We start from the raw sequence: 21,872 nt of genomic DNA, 5'->3' as shown, positions 1-21,872 counted from the left end.
TATCAGATGATTAACAGAATGACCCTGCGCCCCGGAATGAAAGGCGCTCAAGTAAAGGAATTGCAGCAGCTGCTCAATGCACTGCTAACCCCCTCGCCTGCACTTTCAGCCGACGGCGACTTTGGTCAGAAGACGAAAGAGGCCGTATTGGAGTTCCAGCAACAAGCTGAGCTTAAAGCAGATGGTGTCGTGGGCCCGGCAACATGGAAAGCACTGACCCAGTCGACAGTCAGCCAGAGCACCGTCCCCCTTCCACAGTATCGGCTGGCGGACATTGCCAAAGACTATCTCGGTGTCAAAGAAACCGGGAACAATCGGGCAGGCAACAGTGCCAGGCTGCAGGAAATCTTCGAGGCGGATGATCTGGTGGTAGGCGGTAAAACGGACGGTTACCCCTGGTGTGCAGCGTTCGTTTCCCTTTGTGTGCAGAAGCTCTGTCAGCAGTCAGGGTACTTCGGTACGCTCAATCCCCCTCGCGAAGCATCAGTAAGTAACTTCCTCAATGTATGGGCGAAAAATCAGGGCTGCCTTATTTTTTCACCAAGCAGTACGGTCGATCAGCCCGTAAAAGGCGACATTGTCGTCTTCACCTTCTCCCACATAGGGATTGTCGAATCTAACGACGGCACTTCGTTGACAACCATTGAGGGAAATACCAACGCCGCTGGCAGCAGAGAAGGCCAATATGTCGCCAGGAAACACCGCTCTTTTGGTGCAGTCAGAAAATTCATCCGTCTTCCAATGACCACCTCAGCACTGGGACAACAACTGGGAGAGTTTCTGCGTTACTGCTAACTGAAATGTGGTGCCGATAGTCTGCTGTCATCGGCCCTCAGGCCACCTGAATCGGTTTCTCCAGCCACTGTTCAAAGTCGGCAGCACGAATCGGCCGGCTGAAGTAATACCCCTGCACCACATCACAGCCCAGTTGTTTGAGGGCAGTGACACCTTCGGCGGTTTCCACCCCTTCGGCGGTGATTTTCATGTTCATGGCATGGCCGAGCTGAATGGCGGCCGAGACGATCATGGCATCCTTGGCATCGTTGTTGACGTTCTGCACGAAGGCCTTATCGATCTTCAGTTCATCCACCGGCAGGCGCTTCAGGTAAGCCAGACTGGAATGGCCGGTGCCGAAGTCATCTATAGCGAGGGAGAAGCCCATATCCCGCAGCTGCTGCAGGGCTTTGATGACCTGTTCGGCATCGCTCATCACCATGCTTTCGGTAACTTCAAAGGACAGATACTGCGCCGCTTCGGGATGTTCACGCAGAGTATCCGCCAGCTCACGCATAAAAGTGGGTTCACTGAGATCATGAATCGACAGGTTGACCGCGACCCGCATCCGGATGCCCCGCTGCCACCACACTCCGGCCTGCGCCAGTGCGGTGCGCACTACCCAGCGCGAAACCATGCTGATATTACCGGAGTGCTCGGCCAGACGGATAAACTCATCCGGCGGCACAAAGCCAAGCTCAGCGTGCTGCCAGCGGATCAGCGCTTCGGCGTGCTGGCAGTTACCTGCCGCCAGACTGACCTTGGGCTGATAGACCAGGAAGATGTCGCCGTTTTCCAGTGCCGGACGCAGATCCTGAATCAGCTGCAGCTCACGGCGGTGGGATTCATCCAGCCCCTGATGGTAGATAAACAGCGGCAGGTTATCGTGCTTGGCCAGATTGAGAGCAATATCGCTGCGCCGCCCCAGCACGTTGACGTTGGTGCCCTGCGCGGGGAAGTACACCGCCCCGGCAGCCGTACGCAGGCTGATGCGTGTGCCGTCGATATCCAGTGACTGGCTTAGCGGTTCCAGCAGCTGGCAGATCTGTTCCTCATTCAGCTCACCTTCCGAAATCAGCAGAAACTCATCACCACCGATACGGGCCACCGTGTGCAATGGCAGTGAGTTGAGGCGCTCGGCAAAGCATTGCAGCACCCGGTCACCGTTGTGATAGCCAAGCACGTTGTTGATCTGTTTGAAATCGCGGATGCACAGCTGCAGCAGGGTGCCGCTGCTGATCACGGTCTGCTGCAGCAGGCCGCCCAGCTCACGCACCATGGCCGTGCGGTTCAGCAGGCCGGTGAGATCATCATGGCTGCTCTGGAAGGTCAGTTGCTGCTCACGGCTGCGGATATTTTCCTGCATCTGTTGCAGGGTGCGGTTGAGCATGGCCATTTCGCCCTTGCCTTCCGCAGGTGCCAGCGCGGTGTCGCCACGGCCGATGGCTTCGGCGTACTGGGCCAGCTCCTGCACCGGCCGCGATACCGAGCGTGATACCGGCCAGGCCACCCCGATGCCCACCAGCACCGTCAGCACAAACACCAGCAGCAGTTTGTCACGCAGCTGGTCGTATTCGGCCTGCAGCGGCTGGCCGTCCAGATGCAGCAGGGCAAACACCGGTTCATTCCCGGCCGTCGCCAGTGGCAGCATGATCGAGGCATAACGGCCATTGGCCGCGGGGAAAATCTGATTGATCGGAGGCCGCTGGGTATCGATTTCCTGTTCCACCCGCTGGGCGACGTCATAGGGTAAGGTCGATGCCATCAGCAGCTGCTTACCCTCGTCATAGCCGATAAAGCTGATATCGACGTTGGCGATCCCACTGATCTGATCAGCCAGCAGATTGTTCAGCGGGAAGCCCATCCCCACCCAGGCAATACGCTGCGGTGCCTGCAGCGGCACCACCACCACTTCATATACCTTGCCGTTGACCACCAGCACATCGATGGTCTGGCCCTTGTCACGGGCATGTTCAATCACATCATTGATGGGAAAGGGTTTACCGACCTGCAGCTGGTCATCACTGGCTGCGGTGACCTTGCCGTTCAGATCCATCAGGAACACCAGATCGGCACCAATCCGCCCGGCATGGTTACGCAGCACCGACTCGGTGGTCTCGCGCTCACCCATCATCACCGTCTGCTTGAAGGCAAAGTCAGCGGTCAGAATGCGCATGGCCTTCAGCAGCTGCTCACCGTTAGAACGGATAGCGTTGTCGAAGACCCGGTTGCCTACCCGCAGGCGCTGCTGACCTTCGTCCTGAATACGGTGACTCATGGCACTGAGGGTATACACCGCCGTCAGCACCTGGGTCAGGGTCAGAATCAGCAGGATCATAATGATCAGGCGACTACGAAAACTGGCAAACATCCGCACTCCTCAGGGCGTCAAACAGGATTGGATAGCGCAGTGGTGAGCTACCACTGTCATGCTGGGGCTGACCCTCATGGTCAGCATGACCTTTCATCCCTGCTGGCCAAGGCGGTGCTGCTGCTCAGAGCGCGCGCTCAGAACGTGTTCACTGTCTCAGTAACTGTAATCCATCGTGGTCACCGGTTTGGGCGCCGACACCGGCAGGCTGATGGTTTGCACGGCGGCATCACTGCCCACTTCGATGGCCTGCTCCGGCAGTGGCTGCTGCTGACGCGGATGCCAGAGCTTCAGCTGATACGTGCCGGGTGGCAGGTCAAATTTCACCACGCCGCTGGCATCGCTCACCGCCTGCCAGGGTGCATCGCTGACCACAATGTAGGCCAGCATACTGTCATGAATGTTACAACCCAATACCACAACGCCTTGTTTGTCAAAGACAACCGGAACGGAGTCACCGTGATAGAGGGGAATTTCAAAGGTTTTGGCAGGCGAGAAGGAGTACACATGATGACGTACCGAGTCTTCATTGGGGAACACCACGGTGCTGCCCGTGGGCACCACGGTGACATAAGGGACGAAGGTTTTATTGCGCTGTGCGACCGACGTCTTACGCGGAGTGCCGGCTGCCACACCGGGCTGACTCAGCTCGACCACCGTATCCGCCAGCGGCCGGCCTTCACCGTCTTTCACCCGCAGTTGCCACGCCACCGTCGCCACCGTCGCTGCCTGCACTGACGTCGCCATGCTCCCCAGCAAGCCCGCCAGCAGCGCTGCGCCCAGCACCATGATCCTGAATCCGACCTCTTTCAACCTGCACCTCATTAGTGACCGCCCAATCAAGTGCTAAGTGTAGAAGCCTGACCGCAGGCTGTCATGAGCCATGGGCATGGGGTTCAGGTCTGGGCAGGCGCTCCTGCCCCAGCCGCAAGCGCATGGCCTCGGCCTCTAGTGGCCGGGCATAGTAGTAGCCCTGACCTTCATCGCAGCCGAGTTTGTGGGCCATCCTTTCCTCTGCCTCGGTTTCGATCCCTTCGGCTACCACGCTGACATCCAGATAGTGCGACAGCCGCACAATATGCCGCACGAACATGCGCTGCTTCTTGTCGGCATGCAGCTGACGGATAAAACTCTTGTCGATCTTCAGCTTGTCGACCTGCAATTCACGCAGGTAAGACAGCGATGAATAGCCGGTGCCGAAGTCGTCCAGCGCCACGGTGATGCCCAGTTTATGCAGCTCGTTGACGATAAACTGGCTGCGCTTGAACTCCACCATGGCGATGGTTTCGGTGATTTCCACCAGCAGCTGCGCGGCGGGCAGGCCGATTTGCGTCAACCGGCTGTCGAGCCACTGCGGTAACTGGGTGGTGAAAATCGAGGGGGACAGGTTGATGGCAATGCGCAGATGCGATGGCCAGGGCAGTTCATCCAGCTGCAGATCATGGCGAATGCGCTCCAGCAGCCAGTTGGCATAGGTCTGGCCCAGGCCGTTATTCTCCGCCAGCTCAGTAATTTCCAGCGGTGAAATAGCACCGAACTCAGGATGCTGCCAACGCACCAGTACTTCCATGCCGGTCATTTCCCGACAGTTCAGCGCATACAGCGGCTGATACACCAGCCGCAAGGGGTTGCTGATGGAAACATCCATCAAGCCCATGCTGATGGATTCCAGCAAGGCACGCCGTCGGCTGGCAGCCACCGCCATGGCATCGGCAAACAGCACCGGTGTGCGGCTGTGGCTGCGCTTGGCCTGATCCAGCGCCATGCTGGCCTGCGCCAGCAGGGTGTCGGCATCAAAGCCGCCCTTGCTCAATGCCAGTCCCATACTGGCGCGCACCTGAAACACCCGGTCCGGCAGGAAATATTCAAACAACAAGACCTGCTGCAACTGCTGCAGCTGGCAGAGCACAACGCTCTGATCGGCCATGTCAGTCAGCAGCACGGCAAAATCATCGCTTTCCAGCCGCGCAATCACCGCCGTGGCAGGCAGGTTGGTGCGCAGACGGCGCCCGGTGCGCTGCAGCATGGCATCTCCCTGAGCCTGACCGAGGGCCAGGTTGACCTCCTTGAACTGATTGAGATCGATCAGACACAGCAGGGCATCGCCCGGCTGATGTGCAGCCTGTTGCAACTGCATCTGGAAGGCACTGCGATTGGCCAGCGAGGTCAGTGGATCGTGCAGGGCCAGCAGGATATAGCGGCGGTACTGACGCAGCAGGTAAAGCGCCAGCAGCAAGCCGCTGATCACCAGACCGATCAGGCTGAAAGCCAGCTGCCGCTGCGCCCGCTCTACGGTTCGCAAGGACTGCAGTGATTCTGAACGGGTGAGGGTATCCACCATGATGGTGTTGATCACCTCCTGAAAGGGCGTGAACACACCGCCCAGCACCATGCTGCGGGTACTTTCCCCCGCAGGCAGGGCACTGATGGTATCGGCGTTGGCGCGCAACAGCGCCGCCAGCTGGGTGATCTGTTCGGTCACACCCGGCTGACGACGCAATGCTTCGCTGTCACTGCCCTGCAGAAAGATATCGACCCGGCTCCATAGCAAGTCATAACTGAGCTGCAGTTGTTCCTTGTCGCGCCTGCCCGCCTCGTACAGTTGCAACGACAGGCAGAAACGCTGCAATTGCAGCTGCAGCTGAGACAGCGACCAGACACTGGATTGCTGCTGCACCGACACCAGATGCACGTTAGTGAAGTAACCGGCGATGGAGAACCCCGACAGCAGCACAAACACCAACACCATGAGGTATAGCAGCCAGGGACGCAGCCGGGCCATGGCTCAGGGCTCCAGCCGCAGACGATGGAGCTGCCAGACCATCTGGTTGGCCACGGCAGGCGTATCCAGCTGTGGCTGGTCAGACAGCGGAAAGATCAGCCACAGCGGCCCCTTGCTGCGCACGGTCAGCGCGTGGCCATCGGCAAACAGGGCGATGATGGCTCCGTGCTGCCGGGCCAATGACAGATCGACCCGGGCATGGAAGTCATCCAGACCATAGGCGATAGCCCAGTCGCCTTTGGCGCCCACCCGCGCCAGCAGCTCACTCAGGCGGACACCGCGATAACGATGCAGGCCGTCGGTCCAGGGGGTGACGGTGACAATGTCGTATTGCTTCATGGCCTGCAGCATGGCCAGATCAAACCGGGCCTCGTTGCCCTGCTGATCACCCTGACCATGCAGTTCGATGGCACCACTTAAAGTAAGTACCACCTTACCCTGTGGAGCAGGTAGAGCGTCGTCGGCAAGAGCCAGCCTGGCCTGACAGGTCAGCGCCAGCACACACAGCCACAGTCCACAGCGCCACAACTCATAGCGCCACCGGCGGCGCATAGTGGTGCACTGCCTGACTGGCATAGTGTGGGATGTCTGGCGTGTCATCAGACTTCTCCTGCCCAGTCTGCCGATTCAGTACGATCTGCCCGGACTGGCTCACATTAGGTATAGCGGCTGTGGTCAGTGGCAAGGCGTCACCTTTTACCACTTTGACGCCGAATGCCGCCGTCAGCCGATGCACTCAGGGTTGGGAGAAAATGCGGGGCTGAAGGAAGCGTGAAGAGTGGCGCTTTGCCTGACGTGTAGCTGATCGGCAACGGACTATCAGTGCAGAGCCTGCTGAGGGTTACCTACCAGCCACATACCGGGCAGATGGCTGGCTTCCAGTGGTCGGGCGTAGAGATAACCCTGCCCTTCATCACACCCCAGCTCCGTCGCCAGCAGCTCTTCGGGGCGACACTCGATGCCTTCTGCGACCACCTGCACCTGCAGATGATGGGCCAGCTGCACGATGCTCATAACGAACATGCGCTGGTTCTGATCCTCATGCAGGTTATGGATAAAACTGCGGTCAATCTTCAGCTTGTCGACCTTCAGCTCACGCAGATAGGACAGTGAAGAGTAACCAGTACCGAAATCATCCAGTGCCACCTTGATGCCCATCTGTCTGAGGTCTTCGAGAATCTGCTTGGAACGCTGGAAGTCGACCATGGTGATGTTCTCGGTAATCTCCAGCACCAGCTGTTCCGCGCGGAAACCCGTGCGCTGCAACTGGCCCGCCACCCAATCGGGCAGACCGGCATGAAACAAGCTGGGTGACAGGTTAAGCGCCACTGTCATCCCGTCAGGCCAGGTGACCCGATTAACGTCGCGATCAAACTGCAGACGGCTGAACAGCCACTCGCCGAGCGCCCGTCCAAGGCCATTGTTTTCCGCCACTTCGATCAGCTCAGGCGGCGGGATATTGCCATAATGCGGATGGGCCCAGCGGATCAGCGCCTCTGCCCCCAACATGGTCTGATCACTGAGACGGTAGACCGGCTGATACACCAGACGCAGTGCGCCATCGACCACGCCGCCCTCAAGCAGACGACGCAACGATTGCAGCAGCTCGCGACGACGATGCTCCTGCTCACTCATCCACGGCTCGAACAGGGCAACCGCATGCTCCTTGCTGCGCTTGGCTTCGCTGAGGGCCAGACTGGCTTCGAGCATGATGTCATCGTCTGACACCACGTCGTGCATAAAGGCCACACCGATGCCGACATCCACCTGAAAGACCTTGTCCTGCGCCAGATACTCGAACACCAGCACCCGCTGCAGATAACGCATCAGCCCCAGACCTTCCTCGCGGCTGTCGAGATCCTTGAGGATGATGGCAAAGTCATCGCTGTCCAGACGTGCCACCATATCCTGCTGACGCAGATGCGCCCGGATACGCTGGGCCACACGCTTGAGCATGTCGTCACCCTGCGCCTGCCCCAGCGTCAGGTTCACCTCACGGAAGTGATTCAGATCGATCAGACATAACGCCGAAAGACCGCGCTGGCGGCGGCTGAAGGTCAGTTTTAACTGCTGCTGAAAGGCACTGCGATTGGCAAGCCCGGTCAGGGGATCACTGAGCGCCAGCTGGTTGTAACGCCGAGACTGACGCAGCAGGTAAAACACCAGCAGGCAGCCACTGAGGACCAGCCCGGAAATATTGAACGCCAGAATGCGCTGCGACTGGCGAATACCGTCAAGCTGCTTGGAGGCCTCAGGGCCAGTAAAGTTGAGCACCATCAGCTCTCGAATCCGTGACTGATAGGCTGCGACGTCCTGTACCAGCTGACTGATGGGGCTGGAATTCTGCTGCAGGTGCAGCATGGCCGGTTCCAGCTTTCTAAGCAGATCAAAGAACTCACCGACGGTTTTGTCAGCATGAAAACGGCTGCGGATATCGCGGTTCTCGTCGCCCTCAAGGAATATAGTCAGCCGGTTCCACAGCATGTCATAGGAGAGCATCAGCTCTTTATGACTGATGGCGCCTGCCTGAAACAGGCGCAGATTATTGAAGAACTTTTGCTGTTCCAGCTCCAGCTGCGCCAGCGACCAGGCACTCAGCTGGATATGGGAGGAAATCAGTTGCGAGTTGCGGAAATATTCATTCAGAGAAATAGCTGACAAACCCAGGAACACCAGAGCGACACCGTACAGCACCAGAGAGTTCAGCCACTTCTTCATCATCACTACAACATCCGACTTCCTTAAGGATTGACGACAATCGCGCGCAACTGCCAGATCATCGCACTGTGAATGCTGGGTACATTCAGCTCGGGGTGGTCGGTCAGCGGGAAGATGACCCACAACGGCCCCTTGTTGCGCACGGTCAGTGCCTGACCGTCTTCTTCCATGGCTACCAGCGCACCATCCTCGTCCACATGCTGGATGGTCAGGGTGGTCTGGTAGTCATTGAGCGCGCGGGCAATGATTTCCTTGCCCTGACTGTCAACTGCCTTGAGCAGATCTTTCAGCAACACGCCCTTGTAGTTGTGCACCCCTTCGGTCCAGGGAGTACCGGTATTGATTTCCGACTGTGGCAGCGCGGCCAGCATGGCGCGGTCGAAGTCGATATCCTTGCCGCTGTTGGCCTTGATGTCACCGCTGACGGTGAGAATCACATCATCCATCGGTGCCGGAAAGTCACTGGCCCTGGCCATATAACTGAACACCATCAATGCCGCCAGCAGTGTGATGCCAACAGCCAAACCCAGACGCCGCATGATCTTCTCCCCCGAGTGGACGGCCCAAACTTGTACAGCGTGACTATAATGACATTACAGTCAAAATAGACGTCAGCTTTTCACACTATCGTGACGCGATAATGTGACAGGCAAGATGACTGCAAAAAATGCACAACCTGAGCGATGTGAGTGCCGAAGCCTGTCGGAACTGACTGCGGCCAGGAGGTAAAGTCCGCCTTGAAGCCGTTGCTGCCCCTTCGTGAGGCACATCGTGACATGGTCATACAAAAGAGAGGCGGAAACGTAACCCGCATCGGCTTGTTCACCGCCAGTCCGGAGCAATCTCCGGCAGGATTCCAGTATAGCGAAGCCGCGCAGGGGTACTGCCCGGCCAGATCAGGAAAGGATCAAACTGGCGCAGAGAGGGGTGCAGAAGGCAGCATACGGTACATCACGCTGGTAGCTTCCGGCACACCGTGGATCGACTGGGCATAGCCCGGCACCTGACCGGCCAGCTCATACCCCAGCGAGCGATACAGCCCTTCCGCCGTACTGCCACTGCAGGTATCGAGAATCAGCAGGCTGCGCTGCTGACGGCGGGCCAGCCATTCCACCTCTTCCATTAGCCGACGGGCAATACCCAGACGGCGTGCCGCAGGATGCACCAGCAGCTTGGTGACTTCAGCACGGTGTGAGCCGTTCGGCGGCGTATCGATGCCCAGCTGCACCACCGCCACCAGCCGCTGGCCCTGTCGCGCCACCAGCAGCAGACGCCCGCCACTGCGCCAGCTCTGGCTTTGCCCGAGCCAGAACCGTTTGGCCTGCTCGATGCTGAACGGCAGCACAAAGCCGACACTGGCACCGTCCAGTACACAGGCATGGAGAATGTCGGCCAGTTCGTCCAGTCGTGCCAGCCCCTGTTCAGCGGTCAGCTCTTCAATCACAACGGCCTCTGCCGCAGCGGCTAGTTCCTTCATTTTTCACCTCAGATAGCGTGACTGGCTGCCACGATGACAGCCCACGCAGATAAAGTCAGGGACGACAGATAACGATGTGATAGCGCACCGGCTGCGCTGCCGGGCAGACAAAACGGGAGCGGCCATAGAGCCGGAAACGCAGGCAGTCACCGGCCTGCAGGCGGAATAGCTGATCATCCAGACTGTATTCCAGCACCCCTTCCCGGACCCAGATATGCTGCTCCAGCCCTGCCACGGGCGGTGCGTCATAACGGATATCCGCGCCGGGCTGCAGATAGCCTTCAATCAGCTCGGCCTTCATGCCACTGGAGGGCGGTGAAATCATCCGTCGCTCGAACCCCAGCGCCGCATCAACCCAGACCTGCTGCTGGTCATGGCGCAGCAACTGCGGTGGCTCGACCTCCGCCTCAGCAATCAGATGAGACATTGGCAAGCCATAAGCCGTACACAGCCGCCCGAGCTGCACGGTGGTTGGGCTACTCTGGCCGCGTTCCAGCCGTGCCAGGGTGGCGCGGCTGATACCGGTCTGCTCGGCCAGCACATCCAGCGACCAGCCTCGCTCACTGCGCAGGCTGGCCAGACGCTGGGCAAGACGAATCTCGACCGCCGACAGGCTGGCGTCATCGGCTACTGACTGCGACGCAGACGGGCTCTCAAAGGAATCAGAAAAGGGGGAATCACTCATGCTCAGCACTCGTTAAATCTTATTTTTGAGAAAATATATCAAAAATAAGAAATAGAGAAGCCCGATGTATCACTCAAATAGCTGCGGCCCCTCTACTGGCCGCCACTGAACGCGCCCATACTCCTGACCAGATGCTGCAGCAGACGCTGGGCGCCGGGTGGCAGCTATCGGCCAAGGCGGGTAATCACTGGGCTTCCGCCTCCTGCAACACCTTCGATGCCACCGGCTGGGCCAGAAACGGCAGGACGGAAATCAGGATGATGGGCGTGCTTTGGCCACCCGGTTTTTCTGTCAGCCAGCCAGCGGCTTTATTCACCACATTGGGATTCAGAAATAGCGCCAGAATAAAGGAATAGAAAAGGGGTAATAACAGCACACTGCCAATTCCCAATGGGATTCTCAGTACGCCAATTAATTCGGCAATCACGGACAATACAACAACGGTCAGATGTAATCGCCATTCAGGAAAGTGTGACCTGATATTGTTCATCAGATTCTCCTCACTGCTCACCCCATCAGCAGGCAGTTGAAAATCTATCCGTGTTGCCGAATACCGCATCAAAAACAGAAGCATAGATGCCTCTGTCAGTATTAATTCATGTCTTTGTTCAAAAAAAGCAACGAATAAAAAACCATGAAACACTTCAAAAACAGATAGTTAAATGAATAGCCCAGCCTCATCCCAACTGCTTGTGCACCCTGAAAGCGCAATTACTGTCCCGCTTATTAGTCAGGCACCATACTGGGTATTTCTGATTTTCTGCCGCTGAATCGTTTCGCCTTTTCGCATCCAGTACCAAAGTAGCAGAAAAAACAGCGTGAATTGCGACCATAGAGCGGTGTACCGCCAAACTGAGCAAACAGATCATTGGCAATCAGCCAGCCACAGAAAATTTTTCCAGATAAGCCCGTTTTCACCGAATCAGCTTGCACATCATCATCAATCACACCGGCATAACGCAGAGTATTACCACCGACCTCCCCTTATTCTGTTTGCAGATTTCACCAGCAGAATTGAGGCACAAAAATGCAGAAAACCATTGGCCTGATTGGCGGTATGAGTTGGGAAAGTACGGCGGTCTATTACAAGGAAATTAATGAGCTGATTCGGCAACGCTACGGCCTGCTGCGCTCTGCCGATGTGCTGATGCACTCGGTGAACTTTGAAACCGTGATCGAGTTTCAGAAATCCGGCCGCTGGGACAAGGCCGCCGACTATCTGGCCGGTATCGGCCGCGGGCTGGCAGGTGCCGGGGCAGACTGCATCCTGATCTGCACCAACACCATGCATCTGGTGGCCGGACAGGTGGCCGCTGCCGTCGACGTGCCGCTGATTCATATCGTCGATGTCACGGCGGAGGCACTGCTCAAGGCGGGTATACGCCGTCCGCTTCTGCTGGCCACCCGTTACACCATGGAGCAGGACTTCTATCTGGGCCGCATGCGCGAGCGCTATGGCCTCAACCCGATGGTACCGGACGCAGCCGACCGCGAAGTCGTGCATGAGGTGATCTTCGATGAACTCTGTGGCGGCATCGTCCGCGAGTCCTCCCGTCAGGCCTATCTCGACATCATCGAACGTGGCCGCCAGCAGGGTGCCGACGCCGTCATCCTTGGCTGTACCGAAATAGGCTTGCTGATTGAACCGCAGCACACCCACCTGCCGCAGTTCGACTCCACCAAACTGCATGCGCAGGCGGCGGTGGACTTTGCCTGCGGTACAGCACTGGCACTGACTGCCTGACCACGACGTGCCATGGGTGGCACATCCGCTGGCCCGGAGCATCGTTCCGGTCCGTATCTGGCAACCGGCGACCGGATGCCGCCGGGCAGAGGCTCAGTGCCGCTTCAGATATAACTGACCGGCACTGCGGTGGTGAACTTCAGCTCTTCCATGCTGATAAAGGAGGTCACGTCGGTGAAGTCCAGCTTAGAGATCAGCCGTTTGTAGACCCGGTCATAGGCATCGATATCAGGCACAACCAGCCGCAGCAGATAGTCGATATTACCGGTCAGACGGTAAGCCTCGACGATTTCCGGGATGGCGGCGATGGTGTCCTGAAATGCCTCAAACCATTCCATCGAGTGGCGCGATGTCTTCACCCCGACAAACACCGTCATCGGCAGGTTGGCCTTCTTGCGGTCAACCAGCGCCACCCGCTTCAGAATCAGCCCGTTTTCTTCCAGTGCCTTGATCCGCCGCCAGCAGGCTGAAACGGACAGGTCAACCTTTTCAGCCAGCTCTGCCACCGGCATCGAGGCATCCTGCTGCAGGTATTCGAGAATACGTTTGTCACGTTTATCCAGCACAATGGCCATTCCTGTCGCCTGAGTGGCCATCATTCTACTGCATGTCAGCGTGGCAAAACCCCTCGCTTGACGACGGTGTTGTGCCCGATGCCGAAGGCCGACAGATCGCCGCAGTACTCTGGTCAGCTCTGCGATAACGCTCTGATCCCCTGCGGCAACGCGCGGACCTGGCCTGTGGCTACTCGCCAGTAAAAGACACACAGCGTTCGGCCAGTGTCCAAATATTTCAGCTCTTCTATACTTGGCCGAAACGATAAAGCACCATCCTCCTGCCGGGACTACAACATGGCTCTCAACCAGCTCTCTCTGAAAGCACGACTGCTCATCGCCGTCGCTATCCCCTGCCTTGCCCTGATCTTTGTCGGTCTGAGCAGCCTGGGCAGCATGTCCTCCATGCAGGACAAGGCCAATGCACTCTACATCAACACTGCTGCACCGCTGCGGGCCATGGCCGAAGTCAACTCGCGCATTCCGCGTATGCGCGTCGGTATCGACATGACGCTGCTGCAACAGGTGGAAGGCCTGAAGGACGAGAAAGGCATCAAGACCCGGGTCAAGGAAGCCCGTCAGGAAGACATCCCAGAAATGCGTCAGGCCATGCAGGCCGCCGTGACCGCTCAGGTGGACCCCAAACTCAGGGCGCAGGCACAGCAGCTGCTGGAGCTGTTCGAGAAAGTGGTGCGTGACGAGCTGAACCCGATGCTGGATGCCTTCGAGCGTGATGACATGAGCGCCGCCCAGCAGATCTACCGTGACAAGTACGCCAAAACCTACGGCGAGATGCGCAAGGCCACCAACGTGCTGCTGGATGCACTGCTGCAACAGGCCGAACATCAGAATCAGCTGAGCCTCGACAGCTACGACTCAGGCCGCAGCAAGCAGATCGCCATCATCGCCGTGGCCCTGCTGATCAGCGTGATCACCGCCCTGCTGATCATCAGCAACCTGCGTCGTCGGGTCAGCCTGCTGCAGGACGTGGTGGGCAATGCCGCCGATACCCTGGCACTCAATACCCGCATCCAGCTGGATGGCAACGATGAGCTGACCGCCATTTCCCGCAGCTTCAACCGCTTTATTGAAAAGATTCACAACGCCATGGACCGGCTGGCCGCCGACTCCCGCACCCTGGCCGGGATGGCCGGCGAAGTGGCCGAGCGTGCCCATCTGACCCAGCGTAACTGTACTTCCCAGCGCGACCGCACCGTTCAGGTGGCCACTGCCATCCACGAGCTGGGCTCTACCGTCAGTGAAATTGCCCACAACGCCGAACAGGCTGCCACCGTTGCCCGTGAAGCCACCCATCATTCAGCCGATGGTCGTGAAGTGGTAGGGCAGGCCAGCCGCCAGATTGGCGAGCTGACCCGCGAGCTGGAACAGGCTACGCAGGTGGTGGAAGCGCTGGCCGGACAGATCAATGCCATCAGCTCGACGCTGGATACCATCCGCAGCATTTCCGATCAGACCAACCTGCTGGCACTCAACGCCGCCATCGAAGCGGCCCGCGCCGGTGAACAGGGCCGTGGTTTTGCCGTGGTCGCTGATGAGGTACGCACGCTGGCCAGCCGTTCAGGTGCCTCTACCGAAGAGATCCAGCAGGTTATCGACCGCCTGCAAGCCGAAGCCCGGCGCGCCGTGGATGCTATGTCCAAGGGGCGGAATCAGAGTGGTCTGGTGGTGGAATATGCCAACAGGGCCAACAACTCGCTGGAACAGATCAACGGCCATATCAGCCAGATCAGTGACCAGAACATTCAGGTCGCGACCGCTACCGAAGAACAGTCCAGCGTCGTCGAAGAGATCAGCCGCAACGTCGAACAGATCAACCAGTTCACGGTGGAAACGGCCGAGATTGCCGAGCAGCTCAATCAGGCCAGTGCCAACCTGCAGGGCCTGTCTTCTGAGCTGGATAAGCTGGTGGGGACATTCAAGCTGTAAGAAAGTGACCGTCGGTGCGATTCACTACGTTCATCACACCCTACCGGGATACGTGGCAGGCGTTGCTACCGGCGTATAGGCAGGGACTGTGAGGGACGAACCGCACCGTGTTCACGTGTGGGAGCATCCATGCTGTAAAAGCGTAACAGCCGGTGCGATTCACTGCGTTCATCAGACCCTACCGGGATACGTGGCAGGCGCGGCTACCGGTGCATCGGTAGGGACGGTGAGGGACGAACCGCACCGTGCTCACGGATGGGGACATTAGCGCAGCAAGAGGTGACAGCCGGTGCGATTCACTGCGTTCATCACACCCTACCGGGATACGTGGCAGGCGCGGCTACCGGTGCATCGGTAGGGACGGTGAGGGACGAACCGCACCGTGCTCACGGATGGGGACATTAGCGCTGCAAGAGGTGACAGCCGGTGCGATTCACTGCGTTCATCACACCCTACCGGGATACGTGGCAGGCGTTGCTACCGGCGTATAGGCAGGGACTGTGAGGGACAAACCGCACCGTGTGATTGGCAAGGACATTCACGCGGCTTCTCGATCTAAGCAAACTTCTCGATCTAAGCAATAGCGACGACTGACGTCGGCCAAATGGCTGACGTCAGCTGCGCGGTTGTCAGATAATTCCCAGACTGGCCAGCAGCGCCAGCCCGGCTTCCTGCCCACCGGCGTTATAGGCCTCCAGCAAGGCCGAGCCAACAATGGCGATATCCGCCTGCCCGACCAGTGCTTCCACTTGCACCCGGCGACGAATGCCGAAACCTACCGCCAGTGGCGCATCGGTATGCTGGCGAATGGTAGAGAGGTAATCGGCCAGTGCCTGCTGTGCTCCGTCCTTTTGCCCGGTCACTCCGGAGCGGCTGACGCAATAGAGCATGCCCGTGGCCTGACGGGCGATACTGGCCAGTCGCTCAGCGGGTGTTGCCGGCGTGACCAGCCAGATGGGCTCCACGCCATGGTCAGTGCAATCCCGCCGGAACTGACCCGCCCGCTCCATCGGCAGATCGGGAATGATCAGACCAGCAATGCCCTGAGCTGCCGCATCCTGTACCAGCCGGGTCAGACCATAGCGGTAGAAGGGATTGAGATAGCCCATCAGCAGGATGCGTGACTGAGGAAAATCGCGCTGCAGCTGGCCCAGTTGCTGTAAACACAGCTGCATCTGTGGCTGGTTCTCCACGGCCCGATGGCAGGCCGCAACGATGGTAGGCCCATCGGCGACCGGATCAGAGAAGGGAAACTGCACTTCCAGCAGCTCAATACCCTGCTCCAGCAGACGACGCATCCATGCCAGACTGGCTTCCACCGTCGGGTAACCGTAAATCACATGGGTCATGGCCAGCAGAGGCAGACGCTCGGACGTCTGCAGTGCCTGTGACCGTGCCCGGATAAATTCGCTGAGTGTCGGCATCACACTGCCCTCCCCTGCCCGGCATCACTGGCCAGTTGCAGATTGTCCGGATATTCGCGCAGGTAACTGCGCAGGAACTGCGGAAATTCGGCATCCTGCACCGCCCGGGCAACGTTGAAGATGTCCTTGTCACCGCGCCCGGACAGGTTGATAACGATACGCTGCTGCGGCGACAGCGTGCCTGCCTCGCGGAAAGCGGCAGCCAGCGCATGGGACGATTCCAGTGCCGGAATGATGCCTTCCTTCCTCAGCAGCAAGGTGCAGGCGTCCACCACGTCCTGATCGCTGGCATAGGTCATGCGCAGCTGCCCCTGCTCCGCCAGATGCGCAATGATCGGTGAAACCCCGACATAGTCCAGACCGGCGGCGATGGAGTGCGTCTCCTGCAGCTGGCCCTGATTATCCTGCAGGAAGATGCTGGCAAAGCCTTGGGCGATCCCCGGCTGGCCCAGATCATGAGACAGGCGAATGGAGTGCTCACCGAGCGCCATGCCTTTGCCACCCGCTTCAACACCGACCTTTTCCACCTGTGCTTCATCCATAAAGGGCAGGAACAGTCCGCAGGCATTGGAGCCACCACCGACGCAGGCATACAGCCGGTCCGGCAGGGCACCAAACTGGGCCTGACTCTGCTGCCTGACTTCGCGGCCGATCACCGACTGGAAGAACGACACCATCTCCGGGAACGGCGCGCAGCCACAGGAGGTACCGATCAGATAGTGACTGTCAGCGTAGCTGCCGGACCAGTCACGCAGCGCTTCATCCAGCGCATCGCGCAGCGTCTGCGAACCGGTGGTTACCGGAATCACCGTAGCGCCCAGCTGACGCATCCAGAACACGTTGGGATATTGCCGGGCCACGTCTTTGGCGCCCATGTAGATAGTGCACTCCAGCCCCAGCCGTGCCGCCACCAGTGCCGTGGCAATGCCATGCTGACCGGCGCCGGTTTCGGCAATCACCCGCTTTTTGCCCATGCGCTTGACCAGCAGCCCCTGACCGATGACGTTGTTCATCTTGTGAGCGCCACTGTGATTGAGGTCTTCGCGCTTGAGGTAAATCTGCGCGCCACCAAAGTGCTCAGTGAGGTTGGCGCAGAAGGTCAGCGGGGTCGGCCGGCCAGAGTATTGCTGCCACTGCTGCTCCAGCGCCTGAATAAAGGCCGGGTCGTTGCGGGCCTCGTCAAAGGCCTGCTGCACCTGCTGCTGGCTGGTATACAGGATTTCCGGGATATAGCTGCCGCCATATTGACCGTAGTAGCCGTTGTCACTCATCATGACCTGATCCCCGCTAATTATTTAACTACACCGTTTAGTTAAAATAATTAGCCCGTGGCTGGCCGTCAAGCCTCTCCTCGGCTAATTTTTGCTCAGGATGGCAACAGCGCCGTGCTCCAGCCGTCACTCAGCACATTCAGGTAAGCCATGGCCCGCGGACGTCCCTCCAAACGACAACACATCATCGATACGGCTCAGAGCCTGTTTGCCGAGCTGGGCTATCAGGGCACCAGTATTGATCTGGTGGTCCAGACCGCCGCCGTGTCGAAACCGACGGTGTACAGCAACTTTCCCACCAAGCAGGTGCTGTGGGCATCAGTGCTGGAACAGGTCAGCGAACACAGCCGCGACGCCCTGCAGGAACATGCCCTGAGCGGGAACAACTGGCTGGAAACCTGGCTGGCCCTGTGGCAATGGTGGGCGGACAGCGCCGAGCGACTGGCCATTTATCGCATCATGCTGGGCGAGCAGCACAAGATGGAGGACACCGCACGCGAACTGTTCGTGCAGTTTGAAGCGGTACTGCAACAGGCACTGGATAACCTGCTGCAACAACATGCCGTCACACTCACCGACACCCAGCGCTTTGTGCTGGATGCCTGCAGCCGAGCAGGGGTATTGCAACCGGCGCTGTCTGGCCGGACACCACTGTCCGTCACCGAGCTGTATCACCATCTGACGTCTAAGGATGCAGCATTACCGGATTTGCATTAAGACAGTCAGAAGATGGCTGAAATGTGAAAAACTCTATGACAAACAGTATTCTGGCGACACAAACAGTATTTATAACGCCACTTAATTGGCTATGATGGCCAAACAGCCTCATAACTAAAAAGCTTGCCGATGCCACATGCTGGACGCAGCGACTGAAATCGATTCAGAAACTGGCTGTACTTTGGGTTGCTGATCTTCTATTAGTTAATAACGCCTTTCAGTCACACTGTCCTGATTGCCCAGACAGTGTGCTGATCAGGCAGTAAACACTAGTAAAGACGTCACCCGAAATAAAACCGTCCTCATATAACAATGTACAAAGGAGAGACGCAGGTGCTGTTGTCCTTATCCTGGAAGCAGAAATTCTGGCTTCTGATTTCCGTTACCCTGGTAGGCCTGGCATTGATGGCGATCTCCGCTTTCTGGGGCCTTAATAAGGTTTCCTCCTCCTTCCAGTCCCGACAGGAAGCTACCCTCTACGAAAGTGCCTCGCTGCAACTACTCAACGAGTGGCTGCAGATCGAAACCCAGAGCGATACTCTGACACCCGACAATGCCAGCGCCTATCAGGATCAGCTGCAGAGTCTTGTCAACTCGGCCAACAATCTGGTTAACAAGGCGTCTGACTTGCATGACGAAGGCATACAGAGTGCCGCCAGCACCATCAAGCAAGGAATCGACAGCTATGCCGCCCTGCGTGGCCAATGGCTGCAGACCAAGCAAATACTGGGGATGACGCCCTTTGACGGGCAGCGCAAAACCCTGGCGGCAGCCTCCGAAGGTCTGAACAAGATTTCCCTCAGCCTGATCAAGGACGACATCGAAGCCGCTATCAATAACCAGCGCGACTACCTATCTACCCTCAACCAGACCTTTGCCGAGCAGACCAAGAAAGCGGTGGAAGACCTGAACAAAAAGGTCCATGAACTACAGTGGGAAGACACCCTGATCGGCAAGGCGGTGAAGGAGTATGAAGGAGTATTCACTCAGGTAGATCAGACCATTGATCAGCTGCGTGATCTGGAAAGCCAGCTTAAAAGCTCTGGTGACGCCCTGAAGCAGACCATAGAACAACAGAATGAGTCGGTGCGTACCGGCATCATCGCCACGACCACCCAACAGGCAGAATCAGCCAAGCAGTCGTCCACCTGGCTGATGCTGGGGATGTCCATTGCCGTTGCCGTGTTCCTGCTGTTCACCCTGAATCAGGTTTCCAGCACGCTGGTGCGTCAGCTGAACAAGGTCATGCAGCTGCTGTCGAAAGTGGCCGAAGGCGATCTGACCGGCTCCCTGAGCCTGACCAGCAACCGCCGCGATGAATTCAACCAGTTGGGTGAAGCTGCCAATCGCATGATTCGTGACATGTCCGGCCTGATTCAGCAGGTGGTCAACGGCAACAAGAACCTGATGCAACTGCACCAGCATCTGAGCACTGCCATGAGCCATCTGGGTGATAACAGTCAGCAGGTGGAAATGCAGACCGAACAGGCCGCCTCTGCCGCCCAGCAGATTTCCGCCACGGTCAACGAAGTGGCGCGCCGCACATCCGATGTCAGCAATGCCACACAGGAAGCCAATGAATCGGCACTGGCCGGCTCACAGGTCATCGCCAACAGCGTTGACTCAATGAAGCAGCTGTCGCAGCTGATTCAGAACACCCACAATCAGGTGGAGCTGCTGAGCCAGTCCAGTGGCAAGGTCACCAGCATCATTGATGTGATCAACAGCCTGGCAGACCAGACCAACCTGCTGGCACTTAACGCCGCCATCGAAGCGGCGCGTGCTGGCGATGCAGGCCGCGGTTTCTCGGTGGTGGCCGATGAAGTCCGCTCTCTGGCACAGAAAACCGTCTCGGCCACGGCCAACATCGGCAACATCATCGGTGAGTTCAACCAGCAGACACGGGAAATGGGCAGACTGATGGAAAGCGGTCTGAGCATGGCGGCCGAAGGCGAACACAATGCCAGTCAGGTGGCCGATGCCATCAGTGGTATTACCCACGCCATCGGCACCCTGACCGCAGAGATGGATCAGGTGGTGGTAGCGGTCGAGCAGATTTCAGCCACCACCGAAGATATCGCCAGCAAGATGGAAAACATCAACATCCATACCAGCGAAACCAAGACCCTGCGTCATACGCTGGACGAGCAGACCCATATGCTGGCCGATCAGGTGGACTCCCTCAACAGTACATCGCAGCGCTTCCGCGTCAGCGCCTGACATCGGCAGCCACCATCCGGCTAACGCTCCATCCAGACCCCGCATCAGCGGGGTCTGCTTTTTCTGGCTCCTGTAGCCATTCTGCCGCGGGCACTGCCGCTGACTTTCCACACCGCAGCGATTGCTGCATCATGGGCGCCCCTTTACCGCCACACCATATGCCTCTATGTATCTGACCTACAACCCACCGCTAACGCCCTGGCTGGACAAGCTCTATGCCGATGAGCATCTGCTGGTTATCAACAAACCCAGCGGCCTGCTGTCGGTGCCCGGTCGCCTGCCCAGCCATCAGGACAGTGTGATGACCCGGGTGTGGCAGGAGCATGCCGAGGCGCAGGCCGTGCACCGGCTGGATATGTCCACCAGCGGTATCATGCTGGTTGCCCTGCACAAGGAAGCGGAGCGCGTCCTCAAGCGCCAGTTCGAGCTGCGTCGCACCCGCAAGCATTATCTCGCCAGGGTATGGGGAACACTGCGACAGTCAGAAGGCATGGTAGATTTACCGCTGATCTGCGACTGGCCACGGCGCCCAAGGCAGAAAGTCTGTTTTGCCTGCGGCAAGCCTTCGCAGACCCGCTATGAGCTGTTGCAACAGGATGCTGACAGCAGCCTGCTCAGGCTCACCCCCATCACCGGCCGTTCCCATCAGCTGCGGGTACATCTGCAGTCGCTGGGCAACCCGATCCTCGGTGATGAGTTCTACGCCCATCCGCAGGCTTTTGCTGCCGCACCACGACTGTTGCTTCATGCCGCCCATCTGGGTTTCCAGCATCCCGTCAGCGGTGAGGCCATAGATGTCCTCTGCCCTGCCGACTTTGAATGAGAACGCGTTCAGGATCAGACAGAACAAAAAAAAGCAGCACCGCGGTGCTGCTTAACAGGTCGTTGAAAATCTATCTGCGTTGCCGAATACCGCGTCAAAAACAGGCTCACAGCCGAAGGCTGAACGTGCTTTAGCACTGCCTCGGAGGGGCGAGCGAAGCGAGTCAAATGCTCATTTAGTTCACTAAACTCCGCTTTTTCGCCTGTTTCTTGTGCCCTCGGTGTATTTCCTTGTCTCGGTGGCCTCGATAACGTTTTTCAATAGCCTGCTAAGCCTTAACGACAGATCGCACAGCGCTGCCAGAAGCAAACAAAGCCGGAGTGATGCCCTCACTCCGGCTTTGTATTTTATAGCCTTGCCCGCTT

The 21,872-nt window shown here is 58.2% G+C and carries 20 protein-coding genes; 6 read left to right on the top strand and 14 right to left on the bottom strand.

Annotated features, from left to right (window positions below; all coding sequences use genetic code 11):
* Positions 1-6: 6 nt before the first annotated feature.
* A complete protein-coding gene (locus WH50_RS10305; RefSeq protein WP_207780253.1) occupies positions 7-795 on the top strand; it encodes a peptidoglycan-binding protein in 789 nt (262 codons plus the stop codon).
* Between the two features lie 37 nt (positions 796-832).
* Here WH50_RS10305 and WH50_RS10300 read toward each other — a convergent pair whose 3' ends face one another.
* The 10 genes from WH50_RS10300 to WH50_RS10255 all read right to left on the bottom strand — a co-directional run bounded on the left by WH50_RS10300 (position 833) and on the right by WH50_RS10255 (position 11,755).
* Positions 833-3,145 carry a bifunctional diguanylate cyclase/phosphodiesterase gene (locus WH50_RS10300; protein WP_110187220.1) on the bottom strand — a complete coding sequence of 771 codons (2,313 nt, stop codon included), beginning with the start codon at positions 3,143-3,145 and terminating at the stop codon, positions 833-835.
* Positions 3,146-3,301: 156 nt separating this feature from the next.
* Positions 3,302-3,958 (bottom strand): methylamine utilization protein, encoded by a 657-nt coding sequence (locus WH50_RS10295; RefSeq protein WP_243410066.1) that lies wholly within the window; start codon positions 3,956-3,958, stop codon positions 3,302-3,304.
* A gap of 61 nt (positions 3,959-4,019) precedes the next feature.
* The gene (locus tag WH50_RS10290; RefSeq protein WP_110187218.1) at positions 4,020-5,927 is read right to left on the bottom strand and encodes a putative bifunctional diguanylate cyclase/phosphodiesterase; all 1,908 of its coding nucleotides are present in this window, start codon (positions 5,925-5,927) and stop codon (positions 4,020-4,022) included.
* Between the two features lie 3 nt (positions 5,928-5,930).
* Positions 5,931-6,527, bottom strand: coding sequence for a putative pterin-binding protein (locus WH50_RS10285; protein WP_110187217.1), 597 nt, complete (start codon positions 6,525-6,527; stop codon positions 5,931-5,933).
* Positions 6,528-6,746: 219 nt separating this feature from the next.
* Positions 6,747-8,648 (bottom strand): putative bifunctional diguanylate cyclase/phosphodiesterase, encoded by a 1,902-nt coding sequence (locus tag WH50_RS10280; RefSeq protein ID WP_110187216.1) that lies wholly within the window; start codon positions 8,646-8,648, stop codon positions 6,747-6,749.
* A 20-nt stretch (positions 8,649-8,668) separates the two neighbouring features.
* The gene (locus tag WH50_RS10275; protein ID WP_110187215.1) at positions 8,669-9,184 is read right to left on the bottom strand and encodes a putative pterin-binding protein; all 516 of its coding nucleotides are present in this window, start codon (positions 9,182-9,184) and stop codon (positions 8,669-8,671) included.
* Between the two features lie 368 nt (positions 9,185-9,552).
* On the bottom strand, positions 9,553-10,122 hold the full coding sequence (locus WH50_RS10270; RefSeq protein ID WP_110187214.1) for a GNAT family N-acetyltransferase: 570 nt from the start codon (positions 10,120-10,122) through the stop codon (positions 9,553-9,555).
* A 55-nt stretch (positions 10,123-10,177) separates the two neighbouring features.
* Positions 10,178-10,807, bottom strand: coding sequence for a helix-turn-helix domain-containing protein (locus WH50_RS10265; protein ID WP_110187229.1), 630 nt, complete (start codon positions 10,805-10,807; stop codon positions 10,178-10,180).
* A 184-nt stretch (positions 10,808-10,991) separates the two neighbouring features.
* Positions 10,992-11,297, bottom strand: coding sequence for a DUF3100 domain-containing protein (locus WH50_RS10260; RefSeq protein WP_165838380.1), 306 nt, complete (start codon positions 11,295-11,297; stop codon positions 10,992-10,994).
* A 236-nt stretch (positions 11,298-11,533) separates the two neighbouring features.
* Positions 11,534-11,755 carry a hypothetical protein gene (locus WH50_RS10255; protein WP_110187212.1) on the bottom strand — a complete coding sequence of 74 codons (222 nt, stop codon included), beginning with the start codon at positions 11,753-11,755 and terminating at the stop codon, positions 11,534-11,536.
* A gap of 79 nt (positions 11,756-11,834) precedes the next feature.
* On the opposite strand from WH50_RS10255, the gene WH50_RS10250 reads away from it, so the two are divergent.
* Positions 11,835-12,551, top strand: a complete 717-nt coding sequence (locus WH50_RS10250) for an aspartate/glutamate racemase family protein (RefSeq protein WP_110187211.1) — start codon at positions 11,835-11,837, stop codon at positions 12,549-12,551.
* Positions 12,552-12,655: 104 nt separating this feature from the next.
* Here WH50_RS10250 and WH50_RS10245 read toward each other — a convergent pair whose 3' ends face one another.
* Positions 12,656-13,150, bottom strand: a complete 495-nt coding sequence (locus tag WH50_RS10245) for an Lrp/AsnC family transcriptional regulator (protein ID WP_243410065.1) — start codon at positions 13,148-13,150, stop codon at positions 12,656-12,658.
* Between the two features lie 252 nt (positions 13,151-13,402).
* On the opposite strand from WH50_RS10245, the gene WH50_RS10240 reads away from it, so the two are divergent.
* Complete coding sequence (locus tag WH50_RS10240; protein ID WP_110187210.1) at positions 13,403-15,052, top strand: methyl-accepting chemotaxis protein; 1,650 nt, start codon at positions 13,403-13,405, stop codon at positions 15,050-15,052.
* Positions 15,053-15,681: 629 nt separating this feature from the next.
* On the opposite strand, the gene trpA is transcribed toward WH50_RS10240, so the two are convergent.
* Both trpA and trpB read right to left on the bottom strand, forming a co-directional pair.
* Positions 15,682-16,476: a tryptophan synthase subunit alpha gene (gene trpA / locus WH50_RS10235; protein ID WP_110187209.1), complete on the bottom strand. Its 795-nt coding sequence runs from the start codon at positions 16,474-16,476 to the stop codon at positions 15,682-15,684.
* Positions 16,476-17,750, bottom strand: a complete 1,275-nt coding sequence (gene trpB, locus WH50_RS10230; protein WP_110187208.1) for a tryptophan synthase subunit beta — start codon at positions 17,748-17,750, stop codon at positions 16,476-16,478. Before trpB ends, trpA begins: the two co-directional genes overlap by 1 nt.
* 147 nt (positions 17,751-17,897) lie before the next feature.
* On the opposite strand from trpB, the gene WH50_RS10225 reads away from it, so the two are divergent.
* From WH50_RS10225 to rluA, 3 genes are all read left to right on the top strand, one after another.
* A complete protein-coding gene (locus WH50_RS10225; protein ID WP_110187207.1) occupies positions 17,898-18,464 on the top strand; it encodes a TetR/AcrR family transcriptional regulator in 567 nt (188 codons plus the stop codon).
* A 333-nt stretch (positions 18,465-18,797) separates the two neighbouring features.
* Entirely contained in the window at positions 18,798-20,684 is a 1,887-nt protein-coding gene (locus tag WH50_RS10220) for a methyl-accepting chemotaxis protein (protein ID WP_110187227.1), read from the top strand.
* Positions 20,685-20,850: 166 nt separating this feature from the next.
* Positions 20,851-21,507 carry a bifunctional tRNA pseudouridine(32) synthase/23S rRNA pseudouridine(746) synthase RluA gene (rluA, locus tag WH50_RS10215; RefSeq protein WP_110187206.1) on the top strand — a complete coding sequence of 219 codons (657 nt, stop codon included), beginning with the start codon at positions 20,851-20,853 and terminating at the stop codon, positions 21,505-21,507.
* Positions 21,508-21,690: 183 nt separating this feature from the next.
* On the opposite strand, the gene WH50_RS26595 is transcribed toward rluA, so the two are convergent.
* A partial coding sequence (locus WH50_RS26595) for a hypothetical protein (RefSeq protein ID WP_207780252.1) occupies positions 21,691-21,872 on the bottom strand: 182 nt, incomplete at its 5' end.

Origin of the sequence: Pokkaliibacter plantistimulans, from assembly GCF_003194385.1 — a bacterium.
Lineage (GTDB): Bacteria > Pseudomonadota > Gammaproteobacteria > Pseudomonadales > Balneatricaceae > Pokkaliibacter > Pokkaliibacter plantistimulans.
Note: the sequence above shows the minus strand (reverse complement) of the source record. Positions and strands in the feature narration are given on the sequence as shown.

Excerpts from the sequence above, each read along its gene's own strand:
- WH50_RS10305 (WP_207780253.1), top strand. The coding sequence starts at position 7 with ATGATTAACAGAATGACCCTGCGCCCCGGAATGAAAGGCGCTCAAGTA.
- WH50_RS10300 (WP_110187220.1), bottom strand. The coding sequence starts at position 3,145 with ATGTTTGCCAGTTTTCGTAGTCGCCTGATCATTATGATCCTGCTGATT.
- WH50_RS10290 (WP_110187218.1), bottom strand. The coding sequence starts at position 5,927 with ATGGCCCGGCTGCGTCCCTGGCTGCTATACCTCATGGTGTTGGTGTTT.
- WH50_RS10285 (WP_110187217.1), bottom strand. The coding sequence starts at position 6,527 with ATGACACGCCAGACATCCCACACTATGCCAGTCAGGCAGTGCACCACT.
- WH50_RS10280 (WP_110187216.1), bottom strand. The coding sequence starts at position 8,648 with ATGATGAAGAAGTGGCTGAACTCTCTGGTGCTGTACGGTGTCGCTCTG.
- WH50_RS10275 (WP_110187215.1), bottom strand. The coding sequence starts at position 9,184 with ATGCGGCGTCTGGGTTTGGCTGTTGGCATCACACTGCTGGCGGCATTG.
- WH50_RS10270 (WP_110187214.1), bottom strand. The coding sequence starts at position 10,122 with ATGAAGGAACTAGCCGCTGCGGCAGAGGCCGTTGTGATTGAAGAGCTG.
- WH50_RS10265 (WP_110187229.1), bottom strand. The coding sequence starts at position 10,807 with ATGAGTGATTCCCCCTTTTCTGATTCCTTTGAGAGCCCGTCTGCGTCG.
- WH50_RS10260 (WP_165838380.1), bottom strand. The coding sequence starts at position 11,297 with ATGAACAATATCAGGTCACACTTTCCTGAATGGCGATTACATCTGACC.
- WH50_RS10250 (WP_110187211.1), top strand. The coding sequence starts at position 11,835 with ATGCAGAAAACCATTGGCCTGATTGGCGGTATGAGTTGGGAAAGTACG.
- WH50_RS10245 (WP_243410065.1), bottom strand. The coding sequence starts at position 13,150 with ATGATGGCCACTCAGGCGACAGGAATGGCCATTGTGCTGGATAAACGT.
- WH50_RS10240 (WP_110187210.1), top strand. The coding sequence starts at position 13,403 with ATGGCTCTCAACCAGCTCTCTCTGAAAGCACGACTGCTCATCGCCGTC.
- trpA (WP_110187209.1), bottom strand. The coding sequence starts at position 16,476 with ATGCCGACACTCAGCGAATTTATCCGGGCACGGTCACAGGCACTGCAG.
- trpB (WP_110187208.1), bottom strand. The coding sequence starts at position 17,750 with ATGATGAGTGACAACGGCTACTACGGTCAATATGGCGGCAGCTATATC.
- WH50_RS10225 (WP_110187207.1), top strand. The coding sequence starts at position 17,898 with ATGGCCCGCGGACGTCCCTCCAAACGACAACACATCATCGATACGGCT.
- rluA (WP_110187206.1), top strand. The coding sequence starts at position 20,851 with ATGTATCTGACCTACAACCCACCGCTAACGCCCTGGCTGGACAAGCTC.